General features: G+C 45.1%; 21 protein-coding genes. 14 read left to right on the top strand and 7 right to left on the bottom strand.

Annotation, left to right across the window (positions count from 1 at the left end):
* Nucleotides 1–81: 81 nt before the first annotated feature.
* From mpr to ybfQ, 10 genes are all read left to right on the top strand, one after another.
* Nucleotides 82–1,023 (top strand): extracellular glutamyl-endopeptidase, encoded by a 942-nt coding sequence (gene mpr / locus BSU_02240; RefSeq protein ID NP_388106.1) that lies wholly within the window; start codon nucleotides 82–84, stop codon nucleotides 1,021–1,023.
* Entirely contained in the window at nucleotides 986–1,384 is a 399-nt protein-coding gene (gene ybfJ / locus BSU_02250; protein ID NP_388107.1) for a putative lipoprotein, read from the top strand. The genes mpr and ybfJ overlap by 38 nt, the downstream gene beginning before the upstream one ends.
* 165 nt (nucleotides 1,385–1,549) lie before the next feature.
* Nucleotides 1,550–2,440 carry an enantioselective carboxylesterase gene (gene cesB / locus BSU_02260; protein NP_388108.1) on the top strand — a complete coding sequence of 297 codons (891 nt, stop codon included), beginning with the start codon at nucleotides 1,550–1,552 and terminating at the stop codon, nucleotides 2,438–2,440.
* A gap of 195 nt (nucleotides 2,441–2,635) precedes the next feature.
* The gene (gene pssA / locus BSU_02270; RefSeq protein ID NP_388109.1) at nucleotides 2,636–3,169 is read left to right on the top strand and encodes a phosphatidylserine synthase; all 534 of its coding nucleotides are present in this window, start codon (nucleotides 2,636–2,638) and stop codon (nucleotides 3,167–3,169) included.
* Complete coding sequence (gene ybfM / locus BSU_02280; RefSeq protein ID NP_388110.1) at nucleotides 3,160–3,648, top strand: putative membrane phosphatase; 489 nt, start codon at nucleotides 3,160–3,162, stop codon at nucleotides 3,646–3,648. Before pssA ends, ybfM begins: the two co-directional genes overlap by 10 nt.
* Nucleotides 3,641–4,432, top strand: a complete 792-nt coding sequence (gene psd / locus BSU_02290) for a phosphatidylserine decarboxylase; 32 kDa precursor processed into a 29 kDa protein (protein NP_388111.1) — start codon at nucleotides 3,641–3,643, stop codon at nucleotides 4,430–4,432. Before ybfM ends, psd begins: the two co-directional genes overlap by 8 nt.
* A gap of 54 nt (nucleotides 4,433–4,486) precedes the next feature.
* Nucleotides 4,487–4,765 (top strand): hypothetical protein, encoded by a 279-nt coding sequence (gene ybfN, locus BSU_02300; protein ID NP_388112.1) that lies wholly within the window; start codon nucleotides 4,487–4,489, stop codon nucleotides 4,763–4,765.
* A gap of 105 nt (nucleotides 4,766–4,870) precedes the next feature.
* Nucleotides 4,871–6,211 carry a putative exported hydrolase gene (ybfO, locus tag BSU_02310; RefSeq protein NP_388113.1) on the top strand — a complete coding sequence of 447 codons (1,341 nt, stop codon included), beginning with the start codon at nucleotides 4,871–4,873 and terminating at the stop codon, nucleotides 6,209–6,211.
* A gap of 107 nt (nucleotides 6,212–6,318) precedes the next feature.
* Nucleotides 6,319–7,206 (top strand): putative transcriptional regulator (AraC/XylS family), encoded by an 888-nt coding sequence (gene ybfP, locus BSU_02320; RefSeq protein NP_388114.1) that lies wholly within the window; start codon nucleotides 6,319–6,321, stop codon nucleotides 7,204–7,206.
* Between the two features lie 199 nt (nucleotides 7,207–7,405).
* Nucleotides 7,406–8,374 (top strand): putative enzyme with rhodanese domain, encoded by a 969-nt coding sequence (ybfQ, locus tag BSU_02330; protein NP_388115.1) that lies wholly within the window; start codon nucleotides 7,406–7,408, stop codon nucleotides 8,372–8,374.
* A gap of 35 nt (nucleotides 8,375–8,409) precedes the next feature.
* Here the strand turns inward: ybfQ and gltP are convergent, their stop codons facing one another.
* The 3 genes from gltP to gamA form a co-directional block, all read right to left on the bottom strand.
* Complete coding sequence (gene gltP / locus BSU_02340; protein NP_388116.1) at nucleotides 8,410–9,654, bottom strand: proton/glutamate symport protein; 1,245 nt, start codon at nucleotides 9,652–9,654, stop codon at nucleotides 8,410–8,412.
* A 144-nt stretch (nucleotides 9,655–9,798) separates the two neighbouring features.
* On the bottom strand, nucleotides 9,799–11,694 hold the full coding sequence (gene gamP, locus BSU_02350; protein NP_388117.1) for a phosphotransferase system (PTS) glucosamine-specific enzyme IICBA component: 1,896 nt from the start codon (nucleotides 11,692–11,694) through the stop codon (nucleotides 9,799–9,801).
* A gap of 20 nt (nucleotides 11,695–11,714) precedes the next feature.
* Nucleotides 11,715–12,464, bottom strand: a complete 750-nt coding sequence (gene gamA / locus BSU_02360) for a glucosamine-6-phosphate deaminase (protein ID NP_388118.1) — start codon at nucleotides 12,462–12,464, stop codon at nucleotides 11,715–11,717.
* Between the two features lie 218 nt (nucleotides 12,465–12,682).
* Here gamA and gamR point away from each other — a divergent pair, with 218 nt between their 5' ends.
* The 3 genes from gamR to ilvE all read left to right on the top strand — a co-directional run bounded on the left by gamR (nucleotide 12,683) and on the right by ilvE (nucleotide 14,978).
* On the top strand, nucleotides 12,683–13,390 hold the full coding sequence (gene gamR, locus BSU_02370; RefSeq protein NP_388119.1) for a transcriptional regulator-GlcN6P (GntR family): 708 nt from the start codon (nucleotides 12,683–12,685) through the stop codon (nucleotides 13,388–13,390).
* A gap of 33 nt (nucleotides 13,391–13,423) precedes the next feature.
* Nucleotides 13,424–13,699 carry a conserved protein of unknown function (B. subtilis-specific) gene (ybgB, locus tag BSU_02380; RefSeq protein NP_388120.1) on the top strand — a complete coding sequence of 92 codons (276 nt, stop codon included), beginning with the start codon at nucleotides 13,424–13,426 and terminating at the stop codon, nucleotides 13,697–13,699.
* A 208-nt stretch (nucleotides 13,700–13,907) separates the two neighbouring features.
* On the top strand, nucleotides 13,908–14,978 hold the full coding sequence (gene ilvE, locus BSU_02390) for an isoleucine-valine aminotransferase / aromatic amino acid aminotransferase (protein NP_388121.1): 1,071 nt from the start codon (nucleotides 13,908–13,910) through the stop codon (nucleotides 14,976–14,978).
* A gap of 36 nt (nucleotides 14,979–15,014) precedes the next feature.
* Here the strand turns inward: ilvE and ybgF are convergent, their stop codons facing one another.
* From ybgF to glsA, 4 genes are all read right to left on the bottom strand, one after another.
* Nucleotides 15,015–16,427 carry a putative aminoacid permease gene (ybgF, locus tag BSU_02400; RefSeq protein NP_388122.1) on the bottom strand — a complete coding sequence of 471 codons (1,413 nt, stop codon included), beginning with the start codon at nucleotides 16,425–16,427 and terminating at the stop codon, nucleotides 15,015–15,017.
* A 120-nt stretch (nucleotides 16,428–16,547) separates the two neighbouring features.
* Complete coding sequence (gene ybgG / locus BSU_02410; protein NP_388123.1) at nucleotides 16,548–17,495, bottom strand: homocysteine methylase using (R,S)AdoMet; 948 nt, start codon at nucleotides 17,493–17,495, stop codon at nucleotides 16,548–16,550.
* 128 nt (nucleotides 17,496–17,623) lie between these two features.
* Nucleotides 17,624–19,060, bottom strand: coding sequence for a glutamine transporter (gene glnT / locus BSU_02420; RefSeq protein NP_388124.2), 1,437 nt, complete (start codon nucleotides 19,058–19,060; stop codon nucleotides 17,624–17,626).
* A gap of 22 nt (nucleotides 19,061–19,082) precedes the next feature.
* Nucleotides 19,083–20,066, bottom strand: coding sequence for a glutaminase (gene glsA / locus BSU_02430; RefSeq protein NP_388125.1), 984 nt, complete (start codon nucleotides 20,064–20,066; stop codon nucleotides 19,083–19,085).
* A gap of 301 nt (nucleotides 20,067–20,367) precedes the next feature.
* On the opposite strand from glsA, the gene glnJ reads away from it, so the two are divergent.
* Nucleotides 20,368–21,600 carry a two-component sensor histidine kinase [GlnL] for glutamine degradation gene (gene glnJ / locus BSU_02440; RefSeq protein ID NP_388126.2) on the top strand — a complete coding sequence of 411 codons (1,233 nt, stop codon included), beginning with the start codon at nucleotides 20,368–20,370 and terminating at the stop codon, nucleotides 21,598–21,600.
* Nucleotides 21,601–21,610: the final 10 nt, after the last annotated feature.

Here is a 21,610-nt window from a genome sequence, read left to right on the forward strand (position 1 = left end):
CATAAGAATCAGAAACCTGATTATAATGTAAAAGTCTTCCATCGATACGGGTGGTTGACACTAAAGGAGGGAGATGACAAAATGAAATTAGTTCCAAGATTCAGAAAACAATGGTTCGCTTACTTAACGGTTTTGTGTTTGGCTTTGGCAGCAGCGGTTTCTTTTGGCGTACCGGCAAAAGCGGCAGAGAACCCGCAAACTTCTGTATCGAATACCGGTAAAGAAGCTGATGCTACGAAAAACCAAACGTCAAAAGCAGATCAGGTTTCCGCCCCTTATGAGGGAACCGGAAAAACAAGTAAATCGTTATACGGCGGCCAAACGGAACTGGAAAAAAACATTCAAACCTTACAGCCTTCGAGCATTATCGGAACTGATGAACGCACCAGAATCTCCAGCACGACATCTTTTCCATATAGAGCAACCGTTCAACTGTCAATCAAGTATCCCAACACTTCAAGCACTTATGGATGTACCGGATTTTTAGTCAATCCAAATACAGTCGTCACGGCTGGACATTGTGTGTACAGCCAGGATCATGGATGGGCTTCGACGATAACCGCCGCGCCGGGCCGCAATGGTTCGTCATATCCGTACGGTACTTATTCAGGCACGATGTTTTACTCCGTCAAAGGATGGACGGAAAGCAAAGACACCAACTATGATTACGGAGCTATTAAATTAAACGGTTCTCCTGGAAACACGGTTGGCTGGTACGGCTACCGGACTACAAACAGCAGCAGTCCCGTGGGCCTTTCCTCGTCAGTGACAGGATTCCCATGTGACAAAACCTTTGGCACGATGTGGTCTGATACAAAGCCGATTCGCTCCGCTGAAACGTATAAGCTGACCTATACAACCGATACGTACGGCTGCCAAAGCGGCTCGCCTGTTTATCGAAACTACAGTGATACAGGGCAGACAGCTATTGCCATTCACACGAACGGAGGATCGTCATATAACTTGGGAACAAGGGTGACGAACGATGTATTCAACAATATTCAATATTGGGCAAATCAATAAATACAGCAAACTAGCCATATTCATGTCTATTTTGTTTTTATGCGGGTGCAGTTCGCAGACGCATTCTTCTCAAAAAGAAACGACTATTCCTGTCACTCTTCATGTGGAGGATGCTAAGGGGCTGCCGGTCGAAGGGGTTCAAGTGACGATTGTCAAAGCGCCCTCTTCAGATGAGGAGCCGAGTACAGAGATTGGCGAGATACTCGGTAAAACAGACAAAAACGGAGATATCAAATGGGATACCGGCAGAAAAGGCGATTACTCAGTCGCGTTGACGAAGGGTGAAACATCAGTAACCCATCACATCTCGTTAACAGAGGATAAAAAAGATCATGCCATTCCATTAGTCTTCAAAGAATAGCAGTTTCCTTGATTTTAAGGGAACTGCCTTTTTTATTTATTGCAGGAAACCAAACTATATACTGGAAATTTATTATGTGAGATAATAAGAAATAGGTATTTTTTCTTACGAGACAAAAGGGGCGTTATCCTTTATATCAATCAAACCCGGAGGAAAAAGAAGAAGATGATACAAGATTCAATGCAGTTTGCCGCGGTTGAAAGTGGTCTGCGCTTTTACCAGGCATATGATCAAAGCCTTTCTTTGTGGCCGATTGAGTCGGAAGCATTCTATGTTTCTACTCGTTTTGGAAAAACACATATCATTGCAAGTGGGCCAAAGGACGCACCTTCGCTCATTTTGCTTCACGGAGGCCTTTTCAGCTCTGCGATGTGGTATCCGAATATCGCAGCGTGGAGCAGTCAATTTCGTACATATGCGGTCGATATAATAGGAGACAAAAATAAAAGTATACCATCAGCAGCCATGGAAACGAGAGCTGATTTTGCAGAATGGATGAAAGATGTCTTTGATTCTCTTGGACTTGAGACGGCACATCTGGCCGGCCTTTCGCTTGGCGGGTCCCATATCGTGAATTTCTTACTCCGCGCGCCTGAAAGAGTAGAGCGGGCGGTTGTTATCAGTCCCGCTGAAGCGTTTATTTCATTTCATCCGGATGTCTATAAATACGCTGCAGAGCTTACAGGGGCAAGAGGAGCTGAATCATATATCAAGTGGATCACAGGCGACAGTTATGATCTGCATCCTTTACTGCAAAGACAAATTGTGGCGGGCGTGGAATGGCAGGATGAGCAAAGGAGCCTGAAGCCGACAGAAAACGGCTTTCCGTACGTGTTCACAGACCAGGAATTGAAATCAATACAAGTCCCGGTACTTCTGATGTTCGGTGAGCACGAGGCTATGTACCATCAGCAAATGGCCTTTGAGCGGGCTTCGGTATTGGTGCCGGGAATTCAGGCTGAAATCGTAAAGAACGCCGGACATCTGTTATCTCTGGAGCAGCCAGAGTACGTCAATCAACGCGTCTTGTCCTTTTTATGCGGGGGGATAAAATAGTAAGGAACATGAAAAGATTGGCATTCATTTTTCAAAAGGTAACAAATGTTGTATAATAATAGAATTTGAATGCTGCTTTTTTTGGGAGCATTCTATGTTATCATGCTTATTGGAGAAAAATTTTTCCTGTAACGCTATTCGATCACTATCGTCAAATAATATAGATGGTTTTACAATTGGAGGTTTGGTTACACTGTGAATTACATCCCCTGTATGATTACGATAGGAAACTTCATTTGCGGATTGCTGGCGATTCATTCCTTGCTATATCACAACATTCATTCAGCAGTGCTTTTTATTTTTACAGGCATGTTCCTTGATTTCTTTGACGGGATGGCTGCTCGTAAGCTGAATGCCGTTTCTGATATGGGGAGAGAACTGGATTCGTTTGCCGATCTGGTTACGTTTGGGGTGGCTCCTTCTATGCTTGCTTACAGTGTCGCGTTGTATACCCTGCCATTTATCGGGATCTTATGCGCATTGACGTACAGCATTTGCGGAATGCTTCGCCTCTCTAAATTTAACATTGAACAAAGCAAGCTCCCGACGTTTATCGGTATGCCGATTCCGTTTGCGGGCATGTGTCTCGTTATTCTAAGCTTCACCTATAACCCGATCCTTCTGGCAATCGGCACTTGCGGACTCTCATATTTGATGGTGAGTAAAATAAAATTCCCTCATTTTAAAAAACATGCGGCAGAAAACCTGGAGTCTGGGAGATGGAATTAGTTCAGCAGCTCATAGCGGATTACGGTTATCTCGCTATTTTTTTGATGCTGGTATTAGGAATTGTAGGATTGCCGATTCCAGATGAAGTGATGATGACCGTTGTTGGCTATTTCACGCATACCGATGTATTGAATTATGAGCTTTCGATATTGATTAGTTTTGTCGGGGCTTTGTTAGGTATGCTGATCAGCTACATGATTGGCAGAAAAGCCGGACGCCCGTTTATCGACAAGTACGGCAAGTGGGTCGGCTTAAAAGAAAAAAGAATGATGAAAGTGGAAAAATGGATGAAGAAATACGGTCCATATTCTCTTATTTTAGGTTATTTTATTCCCGGCGTCAGACATGTGACGTGCTACTTTTCGGGGATCGGCAAAATGGATCTGAAAACGTATGTTGCGTTTGCTGCAATCGGCGCCTTTTTATGGTGCTTTGTTTTTATTACAATCGGAAGGGTTATAGGGATTATTCATGTTTAATACGGCTGTAAAGATTCTGTATCGATCATTGATAGAGCTGACGAATCATCGTCTGTCATCCTATCTGATTAAAGGATTTTGCGAGTCGAAAATCAGCAAACCGGTCATTCCGCTTTTCTCAAAACATTTTCGGCTGAATTGGGATGATGTGGACGGTACGGCTGCTGATTACGGATCGCTGTCCGAATTGTTCATTCGACAAATAAATCTGGAGCGGCGCCCTGTGTCAAAAGAGGCGCATGCGGTGGTCAGCCCTGTTGACGGTGTGGTTCAGACGGTAGGAATCATCAACCCGAATCAAACCTTTACGGTGAAGGGAAAAGATTACTCATTCGCTGAGCTGACCGGCTGTAAAAGCGCAGACCATCAATACAACGGCGGATATTTCGTCGTGCTGTATTTAAGCCCGAGGCATTATCACCGTTTCCATTCTCCGATCAGCTGCAGGTATCAAAAGCTGGCCGAGCTCGGAAATCGCTCATACCCGGTAAATCAACTAGGCTTAAAATACGGGAAAGATGTGCTGTCGAAAAATTATCGGTTTGTGTACGAGCTGAATAGCGGCAGCCGAAATGTCCTGATGATTCCTGTCGGCGCGATGAATATTAATTCTATCGTGCAGACGAATACCCGTACTGAATTGGAGATCGGCGAGGAGCTGGGATACTTTTCATTTGGCTCAACCGTCATTTTGGTTTTTGAAAAAGACGCGTTCCAGCCGTCCGCCCATTTAGCAGAAGGCCAAGAAGTCCAAGTCGGAGAACTGATAGGTTACGAAGAATAAAAAGAGGAGCTTGCATAAACGCAGCGCCTCTTTTTTTGAAGAAAGGTGAGATTCATGGAGAAACAAATCATCAGCTGGATTACAGATTATCAGAACACCGGAGATGAAGCCGTCCTGCGGCAAGTGCGAGAAGTGTGCTGGCCGATCGTTGAAGCGGTTTTGCAAGAGAAAGTAATGGATGATGAACAAGCGAACAATTTGCGCGAAAAAGGAATCGAGCGGTTTCCATTCATCATCAGCAAATACCAAGCGGATGTGCAGCTTCCGGTTGAGACATTTTTACAAAATACGTATCGGTTTTACTTTCATCAGGTGATGAGAGAATCCAGCTAAAGCTTCTTTCAACAGAGAAGCTTTTTTTTGTTGGCAGGAAAAGGAAACTTTTTCTATATCTATCTCGTAATGACTAGAGAACCTAGCAGAAAAGGAGAGATAGAATTGAAACGAATGATAGTGAGAATGACCCTGCCGCTGCTGATCGTTTGTCTGGCGTTTTCTTCTTTTTCAGCCTCAGCCCGTGCTGCTTCTGAAGAAAAATATTGGGATCACTGGATTGAACGACATGCACAGCCTCTGGATGCTTCCAATGCTTCAAACAAAGACCTTCGATTTCTAAAAAAGGTGCTGAAGGGAAAACGAATCGTTCAGTTAGGAGAAACCACACACGGTGCTGGCGAAATCAATGCCACAAAGGTCAGAATGATCAAATACCTCCACGAAGAGCTGGGATACGATGTATTGGCCTTTGAATCCGGCTTTCCTGATACAAATGCATCCTACCTTAATATGGACCAATTAACCCCTAAAAGCACGATGAAAAACTCCATTTACGCTGTATGGCACACAGAAGATGTCGTCGAATTGTTTGATTACATGAAAGAGCAAAAAGAGAAAGGCGATCCGCTGATCCTTACCGGTTTTGATATTCAAAGCATGAAGAATTCATTCAATGTAGCTGCGACTCAATGGGTAAAAGCGGTGGACCCTGAGAAAGCAGAGTTGCTCTCCCAATCAGAAAATGATTTTTCAACATTAGTGACAGACAGCAATACGTTTGATGAATTTTCGCAAAAGAAGGAAAAGCTTGTGAAAAACTATCAGAAGCTGATCAAGTTCACTAAAACACATGCTTCAGAGCTAAAAGAAAACCTTCCAAAAGAGCCGAAAGCTTATGAGATGTTTATGCATTCTCTTCAGCTGAGAATTGACGTAATGGAAACATATATGCTGGAAGAAATGAAAGAAAAACTAGAGGAGTATCCGGAGAATATTGAGGATTTTTCATTCTTTATGAGAGACCGCATGATGGCTGAACAATTTCAGTGGGTAGCCGACACCCTTTATCCGAAAAAGAAAATCATTGTCTGGGGCCACAATTACCATCTACGCAAACAGAATACGAAGATGATAAAGGACTGGGTACAGCTAAACGGCCCTAACATGGGTGATTATTTGCCGGAGCGGCTGAAAAAACAAACATATACGATTGGCATTTATGCTTACTCAGGTGCGAGTCTTGATAGCTCCGATAATAAGACTGTTAAGCCGGTTACAAGCCCGCCGCCGTCTGGGAGCCTTGAAGCTTTGCTGAAAGCGGCGGACCGACCGGCTGTTTTTGTTGATTTTCTCCATACAAAAAACAAGAAAGGCACTTCGTGGATGTATACCCCGCGGACTGCGCTCTATTGGGGGTACATGGAAGAGCAGATGATCCTGAAGGAACAATATGACGGTGTCATTTGGCTGGAGCATATCACGCCCTCTGTCATTATCAAGTGAGCGGTGTCCCCTGTGGTAAACAGGGGATTTTTACATATCGCAAAAATAATCAAAACATATAATCCGTGATCCATTATTCTAAAACAGAAAGGAGATTGGAGCGTGCAATGTATTATGAAAAAGCTGTCCAGAAAACAATCAATTGGATTGAATCACATTTACATGAGCAAATATCAAACGAGGATATTGTTAACGTTTCAAGCTTTTCAAAATTCCATTTTCATCGGATTTTTCAAAAAGAAGTCGGCATGTCGGTTGCTTCTTATATTCGGTTAAGACGTCTTGCGAATGCGGCGGCAGCTTTGCTTTATACAGATCATCGTATTATCGATATTGCTTTGTATTATCAGTTTGAATCTCAAGAAGCATTTACGAGGACGTTCAAAAAGATGTATCACATGCCGCCAGGAGCATACCGAACATTTATGAAACGCTTTACTTCAAAAAAGGAGGAATCTTACATGGAGAAAAAAATGAAAGGCTGGGTATTGAGCGGGAGCCATCCGTTCCAATTCGAAATGGGGATTGACCGGGAAAATGTACATCAGGGAAAAGCTTCAGGGTATTTAAAGTCAACGATGGTTCAGGATATCGGTGAATTTGCGACGATGATGCAGCAATTCAAAGCAGATCGCTATCTAGGAAAAAGGCTTCGTCTATCAAGTTTTATCAAAACAAAGGGGGTGCAGCATTTTGCCTCACTTTGGATGCGGGTTGACAGTGCTGCTGATGATGTTCTCCAATTTGATAATATGAGCAACAGACCTATTACCGGAACAACCAATTGGAATCATTATGCTATCGTTTTAGATGTCCCAGAAAATAGCGCTGTGATATCTTTTGGCGTTCAATTATCTGGGCCGGGTCAGGTGTGGATGGATCATGTTGTTTTTGAAGAGGTAGATGAGAGCGTTCCTTCAACAAACCTTGAAATGCCGGGAGAACTTTTAGATGAACCGGTAAATTTATCTTTTGAAGAGGAACTACAAAAATAGTTTTCAGACAACTACTTTTATTAGTGAGTTAATGGAAAATACTATTTGTTATTAATAAACCCTTGTGCTGCTTAGGTTTGTAAGAGCTTGGATATTTTTATCAGTCTGGGCGGATCTGTTCATCTTTGCGGCATTTTCCTGTATGATATAGTAAGAGTGTGCATAGCAACTAACTATAATTGAACAGGGTGTTTAAAACATGGAAAAACAATACAGAGTATTACTTTACTATAAATATGTTCCGATTGAAGATCCAGAGGCGTTTAGAGAGCAGCATCTGGCTTTTTGTAAGGAGCTTGGTTTGTTAGGCCGTATCCTTGTTTCTTCTGAAGGAATTAACGGTACGGTATCAGGTACGGTTGAACAGACTGAAAAATATATGGAAACAATGAAAGCTGATCCTCGCTTTGCGGACATGGTATTTAAAATTGATGAAGCAGAAGGCCATGCCTTCAAAAAAATCTTCGTCCGCCATAAAAAAGAGCTTGTAACGCTTCGTCTTGAAGATGATGTCGATCCGAACGAAACAACAGGCCAGCATTTGAAGCCTGCAGAATTTTATGAGAAGATGCAGGATCCAAACACAATTGTCATCGACGCGCGTAACGATTACGAGTATGACCTTGGCCATTTCAGAGGTGCGGTCCGTCCTGACATCGAAGCCTTCCGTGAATTACCTGAATGGATTGAAGAGCACAAAGATATGCTTGAAGGCAAAAAGATTTTAACGTACTGTACAGGCGGCGTGCGCTGTGAAAAGTTCTCAGGATGGCTGGTGAAGCAAGGCTTTGAAGATGTAGCTCAGCTTGATGGCGGAATCGTGACATACGGAAAAGATCCAGAGGTGCAAGGCAAGCTTTGGGACGGCCAGTGCTACGTATTTGATGAAAGAATCAGCGTGCCTGTCAACCGTGTCGAGCATGTGATTGTCGGCAAGGACTACTTTACAGGAGAACCGTGTGAGCGTTATGTGAACTGCGCAAATCCATCTTGCAATAAAAAAATGATATGCACACCGGAAAATGAGTATAAATATATGCGCAGCTGCAGCCACGAATGCCGCACGAACCCAAGAAACCTGTATGTGAAAGAGCATAATATGACAGAAGAAGAAGTAAACGCAAGACTGGCAGCGATTGAAACAGAAGATCACGCTGCTGCTGAATAAAAAAAGAACACCTCGTATTGAGGTGTTCTTTTTTTCTATATGCTTTCAGTTTGGCTGTTTGCGGAAACCCATTCTTTTTGGCGGAAGGCCTTTTCCCATTTTGATACCACGATACAGGCGATCGCATGTCCCGGTACGTTCACGCCTGTTCTCGCCATGTCCATGACGCGGTCAACACCCGCGATAATGGCAACGCCTTCAGCCGGCAGTCCTACAGCATTGGCAGTCGCCAGAAGAACTACAAGCGATCCTGAGGGTACAGCTGCAATGCCTTTACTGGTCATCACAAGCACAAGCATCATGAGCAGCTGCTGGGACAATGTCATGTCTACTTGAAAGGCCTGTGCGAGAAAGATACAAGAAACCGATAAATATAAGCTGGAGCCGTCACAGTTCAATGACAAGCCGGAGGGAACGACAAATGATACCACTCGTTTGGGACAGCCGTATTTCTCCATTCTATCCATCAGCTGAGGGAGAATGGTTTCAGTGCTTGTGGTGGAAAATGCAATTAAAAACAGATCCCATATCATTTTCAATACTTCGAAATACTTAATCTGAAAGATGAGACCGACAAGCGGAAAGAGGACAAAGAGGATCAGGAACAGGCCAAGGAATACGGTGCCAACCAGCTTAAACATAGGGAGGAGGAGTTCAATGCCATATTGGCCTACAGAAGCAGCCATCAGGGCTAACACGCCGATAGGAGCAGTGACCATGACGATTTGCGTGAGCTTGAACATAATCTGAGCTGTAGATTCAAAAAACTTCATTACTGGTTCAGAAGCTTTGCCGATACCAGCTGCGGCGACACCAAATAAAATGGCGAAGAAAATAACGGCAAGCAAATCATTTCTGGCCATGACATCAATAATGTTTGTAGGGATAATATCCAGGATCATTTGCTTGAAATCAACAACTTTGTCTGTGTAGCCGGAAAGTTCATGAATATCTTTTTTTGCCAAATGGGAGAGGTCAAGCCCGACACCTGGTTTTAAGACATTCGCTAATAAAAGTCCAAGCCCTAATACCAACGTTGTAATCACTTCGAACCAAATGATCGTCTTGATGCCGAGACTGCCCATTTTTTTCATGCTTCCGCTTCCTGCGGCTCCAATGACAATGGTAGAAAATACAATCGGCACAACAATCATTTTAATCAGGCGGATAAATCCATCTCCGACAGGCCTCAGTGCCATCCCGAAATCAGGAAAAAAGTGGCCGATCACCGCGCCGACAGCCAAAGCGATTAAAATTTGAAACGCGATTAATTTTTTCAAATGAATCCCCCTTTAGAACGATAGAATGTAGGCATATTCATATCATTCGTGATTCAAATGCAAACACCTTTTTTCAAGTTATTTTATTTTGACAGCGCTTTCATTATGTTGGCGAAAAAGTCCCCCGCAGCAGGGGGGACTTTTTTACTTCATTTGAATGTGCTTTAGATCTTCTTCAGAGGTATTTGTGAAAATAACCGGTGTTATGGCTGAAGCGGCATGCTGCTTGATGTAATTGAGATCAAAGGTGAGAAGCAGTTCGCCTTGTTTGACGGCTTGTCCGCTTGTGACATGTGCTTCAAAGCCTTCCCCATTCAGTTTGACGGTATCGATGCCGACATGAATCAGGATTTCAGTGCCGCCGGCGCTCATAAAGCCGATGGCGTGTTTTGTCGGAAAAATCGAGACGATCTCGCCGTCCGCAGGTGCAACGACTTTTCCTTCTGATGGTATAATCGCAAATCCCTCGCCCATCATTTTTTCTGAAAAGACCTGATCAGGCACATCCCCTAAAGAGACTGTTTCTCCTTTAATCGGATAAATAAAGGTCTCATCGGAATCGGGCTTCAGCGGTTTGTCAGTTACCGTGTCCAGCGCGGCGGCGGTGGCAGGGACGCCTCCGGCCATGATTGTTTTGATGTCGTCTTTTAAGGCATCGGACTTGGTTCCGAATATTGCCTGGAAGTTGTTGTTGACCTCCAGCACACCTACTGCACCAAGCCGTTTTAATTCATCCTTGCAGACTTGGCTTGGCTGATGAACGGTCACACGAAGCCTTGTGATACATGCATCCAGGTTAGCGATATTTTGCTGTCCGCCCAAGGCCTGCAGCACGTGAAAGGCAAGCTGGTCTTTTGCAACTGGAGCTTTCTCCTCATTCTGACCGTCTTCATCTGTCTCACGGCCGGGCGTTTTCAAATTCCATTTCAGAATCGCAAATCGGAACAAATAATAATAAATGAAAGCAAACACGATCCCGACAGGAATGACAACCCAGCCGTTTGTAGACAGTCCGTAGTTCAAGACGTAGTCAATTCCTCCGCCTGAGAACGTATAGCCGTGGCGGACATGGAATAAATCACAAACGACAAAGATGACGCCGGCAAGAATAGAGTTAATCAAATAGAGCACGGGCGCAACGAACAAGAAAGAAAACTCAACCGGTTCTGTAATTCCGGTCAGCATAGATGTGAGCGCCGCAGAAATCATCACGCCGGAGATCATTTTTTTCTTTTCCGGACGCGCGGTATGGATAATGGCAAGAGCAACGGCCGGCAGACAGAAAATCATGTAAGGGAAATCCCCCATCATAAAGCGCCCGGCTGTCGGGTCTCCCGCGAAAAACCTTGTCAGGTCGCCGGTTACGGTGTTGCCTGTTGATGGGTCTGTGTATTCTCCCATCATAAAATAGAAAGGCGTATAAAAAATATGATGCAGGCCAAAAGGAATCAGCAAACGATAGATCGTTGCATAAAAGAACAGGCCGACTGTTGAATCGGCAATTAAACTGCTGGCTGCGTTAATTCCGTTTTGGATCAGCGGCCAAACGAATGAGAAAATGACGCCGATCACCAATGAACTGACGGAAGTAATGATCGGGACAAAGCGTTTTCCAGAGAAAAATCCAAGGACCGGATGCAGCTCGATTGATGAAAATCGCTTATATAAATAGGCGGCGAGAAGCCCGATAATGATTCCTCCGAAAACCCCCATATCAATCAGGTGCTCGGCTCCTTCATACGGAGGCTGAAGGCCGAGTAATTTTCCCATATTGTCGAGGGTGACGGTTAAAATTAAGTATCCGATGACAGCGGCAAGTCCGGCTACACCTTCTCCGCCGGCTAATCCGATCGCGACCCCCACGGCGAAAATCAGCGGAAGGTTATCGAATACAACGCCGCCCGCATCCTTTATAATAGGGATGTTCAGTAAATCCTTGTCTCCGAAACGGAGCAAAAGACCTGCTGCCGGCAGGACGGCAACCGGAGTCATCAACGCGCGGCCAAGCTGCTGCAGAATTTGAAATGCCTTTTTAAACATGACAGTCTCCTTTTATTGTGTTATGAGAATGATGCACTCTTTAATTTTTGAGCTGCTTTATAATCGGCGATAACGGTTACATGATTGTGTTTTTGAAGAATGGAGGCTGGTACATCTGTCGTGACAGGACCTTCAGCCATCTTTTGAATGGCGTCTGCTTTTTCCTCGCCGCTTGCTAAAAGCACAATATGTTTGCTGAATTCCATGATGGTTTTAATGCCCATTGAAATCGCGAGTCTCGGAACCAGCACCGGATCGCCGCCGAAGAATCTGGCATTTGCCTGTATCGTGCTTTCCGAGAGCTTCACAACACGTGTCCGGTCTTCAAAATCAGATCCCGGTTCATTAAAACCGATATGGCCATTGGCGCCGATGCCGAGAATTTGGACATCAATGCCTCCCGCCTGGCGGATGAGATCCTCGTATACTTTGCATGCCGCCTCAAGCTGCGGATTGTCTCCTTGCGGGATATGAATATGATCAGGCTGCATATTGATATGCTGAAAAAGATGCTCATGCATAAAATGGTTATAACTTTGCGGATGAGATGGAGAGAGACCAGCATATTCATCCAAATTAAATGTAGTAACCTTTGAAAAATCAATTTCGCCTGCCTGATAGTCTGAAATCAACTGCTTATACAAGCCGACCGGTGTGCTTCCTGTTGCCAGGCCGAGAACGGCATCTTTCTTAGCTTGTATTTGTTCTTTAATAATGGCAGCGCTTAACTTACAGAGTTCTTCGTAGTGCTCGGCGATCAGAATCTTCATGTGACACCCCCTCAAAGAGATAGACAAGCACCATATTTGTTATGACCAATTTATGATACTTGTCATTACGAATTTAGCACCGCCCTTATCAAACTGTCAATATTAATTTCTGAAAATTTGTTATAAAAGAAGGATACAAATCTTTCATATTGGGAGGGCAAATGGTATTATGGTCTCAATGAAAAAGAACGGATTGCATACAGAATGGGGAGAATGAAATGACAGCTTTATATTCTGTTATCAAGTTTAAAATCATTGAGTTAATTAAATCGGGCAAATATCAGGCGAATGATCAGCTGCCGACGGAGAGTGAGTTTTGCGAACAATATGATGTCAGCAGAACAACTGTGAGACTGGCTCTGCAGCAGCTAGAGCTTGAGGGATATATTAAAAGAATTCAAGGAAAAGGGACATTTGTATCGGCGGCCAAAATACAAACGCCGATTCCGCATAAGATTACGAGCTTTGCAGAACAAATGAGAGGACTTCGTTCTGAATCAAAAGTGCTTGAGCTTGTGGTGATTCCTGCCGATCATTCCATCGCCGAGCTTTTGAAAATGAAAGAGAATGAACCTGTCAACAAGCTTGTCAGAGTCAGATACGCCGAGGGGGAACCTTTGCAGTATCATACCTCATATATTCCCTGGAAGGCGGCACCGGGGCTGGCGCAGGAGGAATGCACCGGCTCGCTGTTTGAATTGTTAAGGACAAAATACAATATTGAAATCAGCAGGGGCACGGAATCGATCGAACCGATTTTAACGGATGAAACGATCAGCGGACACTTATTAACCAATGTCGGAGCGCCTGCGTTTTTATCAGAATCCCTTACCTATGATAAAAATGAAGAAGTGGTGGAATATGCGCAAATTATTACACGGGGAGACCGAACGAAATTCACCGTAGAACAGTCATATCATTCATAAAGCAATGTGTTTTAAGAAGGGAATGGTGGTTCTATGTTTTTATTTACGAATGGAAAAGTGCTGTGGGGAGCAGTGATTGCTGCATTCATCCTTTCAATTGTATTTTACCCTTTTCTGCCGACGCAGATGCCGATTCATTATGATGTTGCGAACAGTCCGGATCTGACGGTTAACAAGCTGGCGGGGACTGTGATGCTGCCTGTTTTGATGGTGGTGTTTGCATGGGCGCGGAAGATCAATTGGCAATTTGTATTCGCAGTGTATATTTTGCTGATTTGCCACATTGTCGTCCTTTGTTTAGCGCTCTAAATCAAACAGCCAGAATAAAACTGGCTGTTTTCTTTAATTTCAGCTTCATCTGACAATGAATGTGGTGTATAATAGCTGATGATCCTAAAGAATATTCTGAAATTTATAGGTGTGAAGCGGCGTATTATTAAAGGAAAGGCTGTATACTTTTTGCAGCTTTAAAAAGACTGAATATTTAAACAATTATGTGAAAGGTGTGCTGATTAGATTGAATAAGCTTATTGAACGAGAAAAAACTGTATATTATAAGGAAAAGCCCGACCCGTCTTCCTTGGGGTTTGGACAATATTTTACAGATTATATGTTTGTGATGGACTACGAAGAGGGGATTGGATGGCATCATCCGAGAATTGCGCCGTACGCACCGCTTACGCTTGATCCGTCTTCATCTGTTTTTCATTACGGCCAGGCTGTTTTTGAAGGATTAAAAGCATACAGAACAGACGACGGCAGGGTGCTGCTGTTCCGTCCGGATCAAAATATCAAACGGCTGAACAGATCGTGTGAGCGCATGAGCATGCCCCCTTTAGACGAAGAGCTGGTGCTTGAGGCATTGACGCAATTAGTTGAGCTGGAGAAAGATTGGGTTCCAAAGGAAAAAGGAACGTCACTGTATATTCGTCCTTTTGTCATTGCCACAGAACCGAGTCTCGGTGTGAAGGCATCCAGGAGCTATACATTTATGATCGTGCTTTCGCCTGTCGGCTCCTATTATGGCGACGATCAGCTGAAGCCGGTTAGAATCTATGTCGAAGATGAGTATGTGAGGGCGGTCAACGGAGGAGTCGGGTTTGCAAAAACGGCTGGAAACTATGCCGCCAGTCTTCAGGCACAGCGGAAAGCGAATGAACTGGGCTATGACCAGGTACTGTGGCTGGACGCCATCGAAAAGAAATATGTGGAAGAAGTAGGGAGCATGAACATCTTTTTCGTCATAAACGGGGAAGCTGTCACACCTGCTTTAAGCGGAAGCATTTTAAGCGGGGTTACACGTGCGTCTGCGATTGAATTGATTCGAAGCTGGGGCATTCCGGTTCGTGAAGAGAGAATATCGATTGATGAGGTGTATGCGGCCTCTGCACGCGGAGAATTGACAGAGGTCTTTGGCACAGGCACGGCAGCAGTCGTTACGCCTGTCGGTGAACTCAACATCCATGGAAAAACGGTGATTGTAGGCGACGGGCAAATCGGGGACCTCTCGAAAAAGCTGTATGAAACGATAACAGATATTCAGCTTGGCAAGGTAAAAGGCCCGTTTAACTGGACAGTGGAAGTGTGAAAATCGAAAAAGAACCTGCCCGGAGGCAGGTTCTTTTTATTTTGAATGAGTCATATCAGCAGCCGGCTGGCTTTTGCGGTTTTTTACATAATATATTGCATAGCAAATGGCCATAAATGGAACGCCGCAATAGAGTGCGATTCTTTGATTCGGATCAAAGGCAATGCCAACGACGGAAGCCAGGCATAACAGGAACGCAGCAATCGGCACGAACGGATACAAAGGGGTTCTGTATTTCAAATCAGTAACCTTGTTTCCCGCTTCGATATAACGTTTTCTGAACATGAATTGAGAAGCAGCGATTCCCATCCACACGACAACGACGGCAAAACCGGAAATCGACACGAGCACAACGTATACAGTGTCTGGCGCAAATACGCTGGACAGCAACGACAGAATGCCGCCGATCATGCTGAACACCAGCGCGTTAAAAGGGGTTCCTTTTGACGTCAGCTTTGCAAATGTCGGATGAAGCGTTTTTTCTTTTGATAAAGACCACAGCATCCGGGAAGAAGCGTAGAGTCCGGAATTAGCCGCTGACAGGATCGCTGTCAGGATAACAAAGTTCATGATATCGGCTGCGTATGGTACACCGACTCTGTCAAAGACAGCGACAAACGGGCTTTTGATGACACCTGCATCTTGAATCGGAATCAGCCCTGACAGCACAAAAATTGTTCCGACAAAGAAGAGCGAGAGACGCCAGACCGTTGTTTTTATCGCTTTTGGTATCGTCTTGTCAGGATCAACGCTTTCACCGGCTGCGATTCCGATTAGTTCCGTTCCCGAAAAGGCAAAATTGACGGACAGCATCGTCATCAAAATCGGGACAAATCCATTGGGAAAAAGCCCGCCTTCCGCCGTGAAGTTGGACAGCATCGGAGCGGCTTCTCCGCCTTTGATCGGGATGATGCCGAACATGGCAGAGCCGCCTAAAAGAATAAATAATACAATGGCTAATACTTTGATGCTGGAAAACCAAAATTCTGATTCAGCGAAAAACTTGACCGAAAATGCGTTAAGCAAGAAGATGAACAGCGCAAAGACGGCACTCCACATCCAAACCGATGTATGGGGGAACCAGCGCTGCATTAACAGGCCGGCTGCTGTGAATTCTGATCCCAATGCCACGGTCCATGTCAGCCAATACAGCCAAGCGACCGTAAATCCGGTGCCCGGCCCTATGTATTTGGCTGCATAGGTGTGAAAGGCGCCGGTCACAGGCATGGCGACTGACAGCTCACCGAGGCATAGCATGACCAGATAGACGATGCCGGCCCCGACTAAGTAGGCGAGTATCGTTCCGGCCGGGCCTGCTTGCTGAATGGTATAACCTGAGCTTAAAAACAGCCCGGTTCCGATGACACCTCCCAAGGAAAGCATAAAGAGGTGCCGGCTTTTCATACTTCTCTGAAAGGTTGTCTCATTCTTGTTGTGGGCAGAGTTCATCTTTTTCCAACTTTCTATCAGCGATTTATTTCCTTCCTAATAAAAAATCTCATGTCAGAAAGTGACACGAGACTCCGGCGAACCGGCTTTAAGTTAGAATATACAAACTATTCCGATAAGTCAAGTTGTTTTTAAAGAGCGGGCCCAAGCCGCAATTTCTTGAATATTTTCGGGTTTTGTCCGGCAGCAGCCGCCAATCAGCCTCGCTCCTTTTTCATGCCAGGTGCGGGCGCTCGCCCCGTAAGATTCTGCGCATGCTGCGCCGTTCCACGTTTTTGTTTCCGGATCATATTGCTCACCTGAATTCGGGTAGACAATGATCGGTTTTGACGTGTTCTTTTTTAACTCCTCTATCAAGGAAGGGATATGCTGAAGCGGCGTGCAGTTGATGCCGAGTGCTGCAATTTGGCGGTGTTCATCAAGCCACGATGCGCAGTCAGCTGCAGGTGTTCCGTCACTGATATGCAAGCCGTCTTTAGCACTGAAGCTGATCCATGCATACGTTTCAGGAAATTCCTTCAACAGCCGAACAATCGCTTTGGCTTCAGTCAGACACGGAATCGTTTCGCATGCCAATACATCAGCTCCGGCTTCAATCAGCGCCTTCATCCGGGGGCGATGAAATTCAATCAGTTCATCTTCTGATATTGCGTAGTTGCCGCGATACTCAGACCCGTCTGCAAGATAAGCGCCATAAGGGCCTATAGAAGCCGCAATGATCGGTTTTGGCCGATTCAAACGGTTCTCTTCAAGCGACCAAAATTCATCACGTGCTTCAGCTGCGATGCTGACGGACAACTCGATGAGCCGGCGTGCTTCCGCTTCGCTCAGCCCGCGTGCGGCAAAGCCTTCAAATGTAGACTGATAGCTGGCGGTGATTGCACAATCGGCGCCTGCCGCAAAATAATCAGTATGAACTTGTTTAATCAGCTCCGGCTCTTCCATCAGGATTTTTGCCGACCACAGACTGTCATTCAAATTACAGCCCTTGCGTTCAAGCTCGGTCGCCATGGCGCCGTCTAGCACAATAAGCGGGTATGTATCTAATATGTGTTGGATAGGATTCATAGAATGTACCGATGCCTTCTTTCAGATTTTTTTGAAAAAGATATGAAAATCGTAATGGAGGCTTACGTGTTTGTCAATAAACGCAAAAAGAGAAAGGTGTTCAGCCCATATGTCTGAACACCCTTTTCTTATGATATTTGTTTGTTGTGCGTGTCAGTCTTTGTGTCTGAAACCGGCCAGCACTCAATGCCATTATGGTTTTTGAGCACATCTTTATAAAAGACCGGATCCTTGCCTGCTTTTTTCTGGCGTGTATAGTCTTTCAGCGCCGTAAAAACGACCTTTGATAGTAAGAAAATCGCGATTAAATTCACGATGACCATCAAACCCATGAACAAATCAGCAAGATCCCAGACGAGCTGGACTTTGGCAACACAGCCAAACACGATCATTGCCAGCACGCCGATACGGTAGACAAAAATCAGTTTTTTGCTTTTGTTCAAAAAGCCGATATTGGTTTCGCCATAATAATAGTTTCCAATTAGAGCACAGAATCCGAATAACAAAATCAGAATCGCGAGAAAGCCTGATGCCCATGATCCGACATGGGAGCTGAGGGAGGCTTGTGTCAAGGCGATTCCGCTCAGACCCGGAGTATGATAGGCATCCGAAAACAGAATGATAAAAGCGGTGCTTGTACAAATGACCAGTGTATCTGTCAGTACACCAAAAGCTTGGATCAGCCCCTGTTTGACGGGATGGCTTGTTGTGGCGGTGGCAGCGGCATTTGGTGCGCTTCCCATTCCCGCTTCGTTTGAAAAGATTCCCCGTCTGACGCCTTGCATGAGTGCCGCGCCCAAAGCCCCGCCGGCGGCCTGGTCAAAACCAAACGCATTTTTCACGATTAGCGCAAGCACACCTGGCAGCTGCGTAATGTTGGAGAAAATGACGAAAAACGCAACTCCGATATACAGGACAGCCAATACGACGACAATGGATTCAGCCAGCTTTGCAATGCGCTTGACTCCGCCAAAAATAATCGTGCCGAATACAGCAATTAAAATGAGTCCCAATGTCAGGCGGTTTGTGCCAAACGCGTTTTCAAAGGCAAGGCTGACTGTATTGGATTGAACCGAGTTGAAGACGATACCGAACGATAAGGTGATTAACACAGCGAACAGCGCGCCCATCCACCTTTTGTTCAGCCCTTTTTCCATGTAATACGCCGGCCCGCCGCGGAAGCCGTTTACATCTTTTACTTTATAAATCTGAGCCAGTGTGCTTTCCACAAAGCTGGATGCTGATCCGATAATGGCGATAATCCACATCCAGAAGATTGCACCGGGCCCGCCGAGTGCAATGGCGATAGCAATGCCCGTAATATTTCCCGTTCCGACACGGGCCGCCATGCTGATGCAAAAGGCTTGAAACGGAGAAATGCTGTTTTTTGACCGGGAAGCAGCACCTTCTCTTAATACCCTGACCATTTCTTTCAGCATGCGAACCTGTAAAAACTTAAGCCTGAACGTAAAATAGATTCCAAAAGAAAGGAGCAAAACAATTAATAGCTTTGACCACAAAAGATCATTTGCAATACCGACGATATGTTCTAGGATTTGCTGCATAGAATCACCTCTTTTTTCATGTTTAAAAAATGCTGAGCTCCCATTCCTGCGCCATATGCTTCAGCAGCATACCGCCAGTGAGGCTGTTGCCGTATTCATCAATGGCAGGCCCGTAAATGCCGATGCCGCATCCGGATTGAAAAGGCTGTTCTCTTCTGGCGCTTGGAGGCACCAGCGCCATGATGCCGCCGGAGACGCCGCTTTTGGCCGGCACGCCGACAAACGCCGCATATTTGCCTGAAGCGTTGTACATGCCGCACGTCAGCATTAATGCCTTGGCCAATTTTGCCACATCTTTTGGAATCACCTGCTCGTGTCGAATCGGATGATACCCGTCATGAGCAAGGATCAGGCCGATCAACGCAATATCTTCTGTAGTGCTCTCCATAGCGCATTGCTTCAAGTACACCTCAAGTGTTTCTTCTACTTCAGCTTCTAAAAAGTTTGTTTCTTTTAAATAGTAGGCCAGCGCTCTGTTGCGGTGGGCGGTTTCCCATTCAGAACGGAATACTTCTTCATGAATTCTTGGCCGTTTTCCTATCAAAGTTTCCATCACCGAGTAAAGAAACTCGAGCTTTTCGTATGCAGATTCTCCGGGAAGGATCGAAGCGATGGTGAGGGCACCCGCGTTGATCATGGGATTGAAGGGCTTTCCCGGCTTGTTGATTTCGAGCCGAATGATTGAATTAAAGGCGTCACCTGTCGGCTCGACATCTACGCGGTCAAGCACATAGGGAATGCCGCGGCTCATGCAGGCGGCAATAAAGCTAATCACTTTTGAAATGCTTTGCATGGTAAAAGAGACGTTCCAGTCGCCGGCGTGTATCATCGTTCCATCAGGCTCCAATACACAGATGCCGAGCTGTGAATCATTGACTTTTCCTAAAGCGGGGATATAGTTTGCGCTTTGTCCATTGGCGGCAAAAGGGCGATAGTATTCAACCCAATCATGAAGCTGTAACGCCGGGTTTATGTCTTTCTGGTGCTCTTTTATCAATTCTTTCATCGAATTCCTCCTCACTGATTTTTTTCTTAAAGGACTGAGGTGTATCAAAACGAAGGCTAAGGGGGCGTTAAACGCTTTCATAATAGCGGAAGGTATAATTACTGTATAATGGAGACTACAGAATCATACAAAATACGACAAAAACATTTTGAAAATAAGCAGTAAGATTTATAAAAACCTCATGTTCTGGGTCAAAAGCAATTTGCAGGTTTTCTCCCGATTCCCCAAAATAAAAAGCGAGGATGTGATCAACATAAAACTGGAACGGTTTATTGAAAAAGACGGATATATACTGGCCCTCATGCTGATTACGGTGCCGCTGGCCGGTGAACTGAAATTTTATCCCCTCAATGAAGAATTCCGGGTCAGCTTTGGGGCACCGGTTTTTTTCTTCTTTTTATCATTGTTGCGGCATGTGCCCGCTGTGCTGCCGGGTTTTCTGACTGGAGCGGCTGTTTTCATCTTTCGCGTCTTTCTGGAATTATGGGGCGGAGGACACAATGGGCTGACTCCGATTCTGTATGATCAAGCGTCTGGCTTTTTCTTTTATATGACTTACGCCTGTCTGTTTTCCATATTAAAGGCCAATCGTTTCCGTGAACGGCCGATTATGCTCGGTTTCATTGGGTTTATGATTGAAGTTGTGTCAGATTGTGTCGAGCTAACTGTGCAATTTCTCATTTTTCATACGGTTGTCACGCCTGAGAAAATCACTGACATTGCGGTGATTGCGATTTCTCACACATTTATTGTGATGAGCTTTTATAGTGTGCTGAAGCTGTATGAAACACAATCGAGAGAAAAACAGACAAGGCAGCAGCACGAGCACATGCTGATGATCGTTTCCAATTTATATGAAGAAACGGTGCACCTAAAAAAGACATTGAAAACGACAGAGAAAGTGACAAACGATTCGTATCAGCTCTATCGGGAAATGAAGGGCAAGGATGTTCAGCTGAGCGGCAGAATCCTGAGACTGGCCGGAGAGATTCATGAAGTGAAAAAGGACAACCAGCGGATATTCGCAGGGCTTTCAAAACTGATTTCGAATGAGAGTTTGAGAGATTATATGAGGGCTTCTGATTTGCTGCAGCTCGTGATTCGAATGAATGAAAAGTACGCTGAAGCACTAGGGAAGCAGATTGATTTTTACTGCTCGATCGAGGGAGAGCATGACGAATATCACGTATTTATCGTGCTTTCGATCATTAATAATCTAACAGCAAATGCGGTAGAGGCTATGGATGAAGAGGGAATGGTCAGCCTGAGGCTCCGTAAGCCAAATGAGAGTATGGTAGAATTCCAGGTGGAAGACAATGGCCCCGGGATTTCCGAGAAAATCGGAGACATTGTGTTTGACCCGGGCTTTACTTCAAAATATGACGAATTTGGCACGCCTTCTACGGGTATCGGACTTTCCTACGTAAAGGAAATCGTGACAGAGCTAGAAGGGGATATCACGTTTGATAATCAGCAGCGGGGAGTGGTGTTTGCCATCAGGCTGCCTGTCCGGCATTTGATTCAGAAAGGGTGAACCAAAAGCT

This window comes from Bacillus subtilis subsp. subtilis str. 168 (assembly GCF_000009045.1).
GTDB lineage: Bacteria > Bacillota > Bacilli > Bacillales > Bacillaceae > Bacillus > Bacillus subtilis.

Bases quoted from the DNA above. Each gene is read 5' to 3' on its own strand.
- ybgB (NP_388120.1), top strand. From the start codon at position 13,424: ATGTTTTTATTTACGAATGGAAAAGTGCTGTGGGGAGCAGTGATTGCT.
- mpr (NP_388106.1), top strand. From the start codon at position 82: ATGAAATTAGTTCCAAGATTCAGAAAACAATGGTTCGCTTACTTAACG.
- gamR (NP_388119.1), top strand. From the start codon at position 12,683: ATGACAGCTTTATATTCTGTTATCAAGTTTAAAATCATTGAGTTAATT.
- glsA (NP_388125.1), bottom strand. From the start codon at position 20,066: ATGAAAGAATTGATAAAAGAGCACCAGAAAGACATAAACCCGGCGTTA.
- cesB (NP_388108.1), top strand. From the start codon at position 1,550: ATGATACAAGATTCAATGCAGTTTGCCGCGGTTGAAAGTGGTCTGCGC.
- gamA (NP_388118.1), bottom strand. From the start codon at position 12,464: ATGAAGATTCTGATCGCCGAGCACTACGAAGAACTCTGTAAGTTAAGC.
- ybfJ (NP_388107.1), top strand. From the start codon at position 986: ATGTATTCAACAATATTCAATATTGGGCAAATCAATAAATACAGCAAA.
- ybfM (NP_388110.1), top strand. From the start codon at position 3,160: ATGGAATTAGTTCAGCAGCTCATAGCGGATTACGGTTATCTCGCTATT.
- ybfQ (NP_388115.1), top strand. From the start codon at position 7,406: ATGGAAAAACAATACAGAGTATTACTTTACTATAAATATGTTCCGATT.
- gamP (NP_388117.1), bottom strand. From the start codon at position 11,694: ATGTTTAAAAAGGCATTTCAAATTCTGCAGCAGCTTGGCCGCGCGTTG.
- ybgF (NP_388122.1), bottom strand. From the start codon at position 16,427: ATGAACTCTGCCCACAACAAGAATGAGACAACCTTTCAGAGAAGTATG.
- glnJ (NP_388126.2), top strand. From the start codon at position 20,368: ATGCTGATTACGGTGCCGCTGGCCGGTGAACTGAAATTTTATCCCCTC.
- ybfN (NP_388112.1), top strand. From the start codon at position 4,487: ATGGAGAAACAAATCATCAGCTGGATTACAGATTATCAGAACACCGGA.
- ybfP (NP_388114.1), top strand. From the start codon at position 6,319: ATGTATTATGAAAAAGCTGTCCAGAAAACAATCAATTGGATTGAATCA.
- psd (NP_388111.1), top strand. From the start codon at position 3,641: ATGTTTAATACGGCTGTAAAGATTCTGTATCGATCATTGATAGAGCTG.
- ybgG (NP_388123.1), bottom strand. From the start codon at position 17,495: ATGAATCCTATCCAACACATATTAGATACATACCCGCTTATTGTGCTA.
- glnT (NP_388124.2), bottom strand. From the start codon at position 19,060: ATGCAGCAAATCCTAGAACATATCGTCGGTATTGCAAATGATCTTTTG.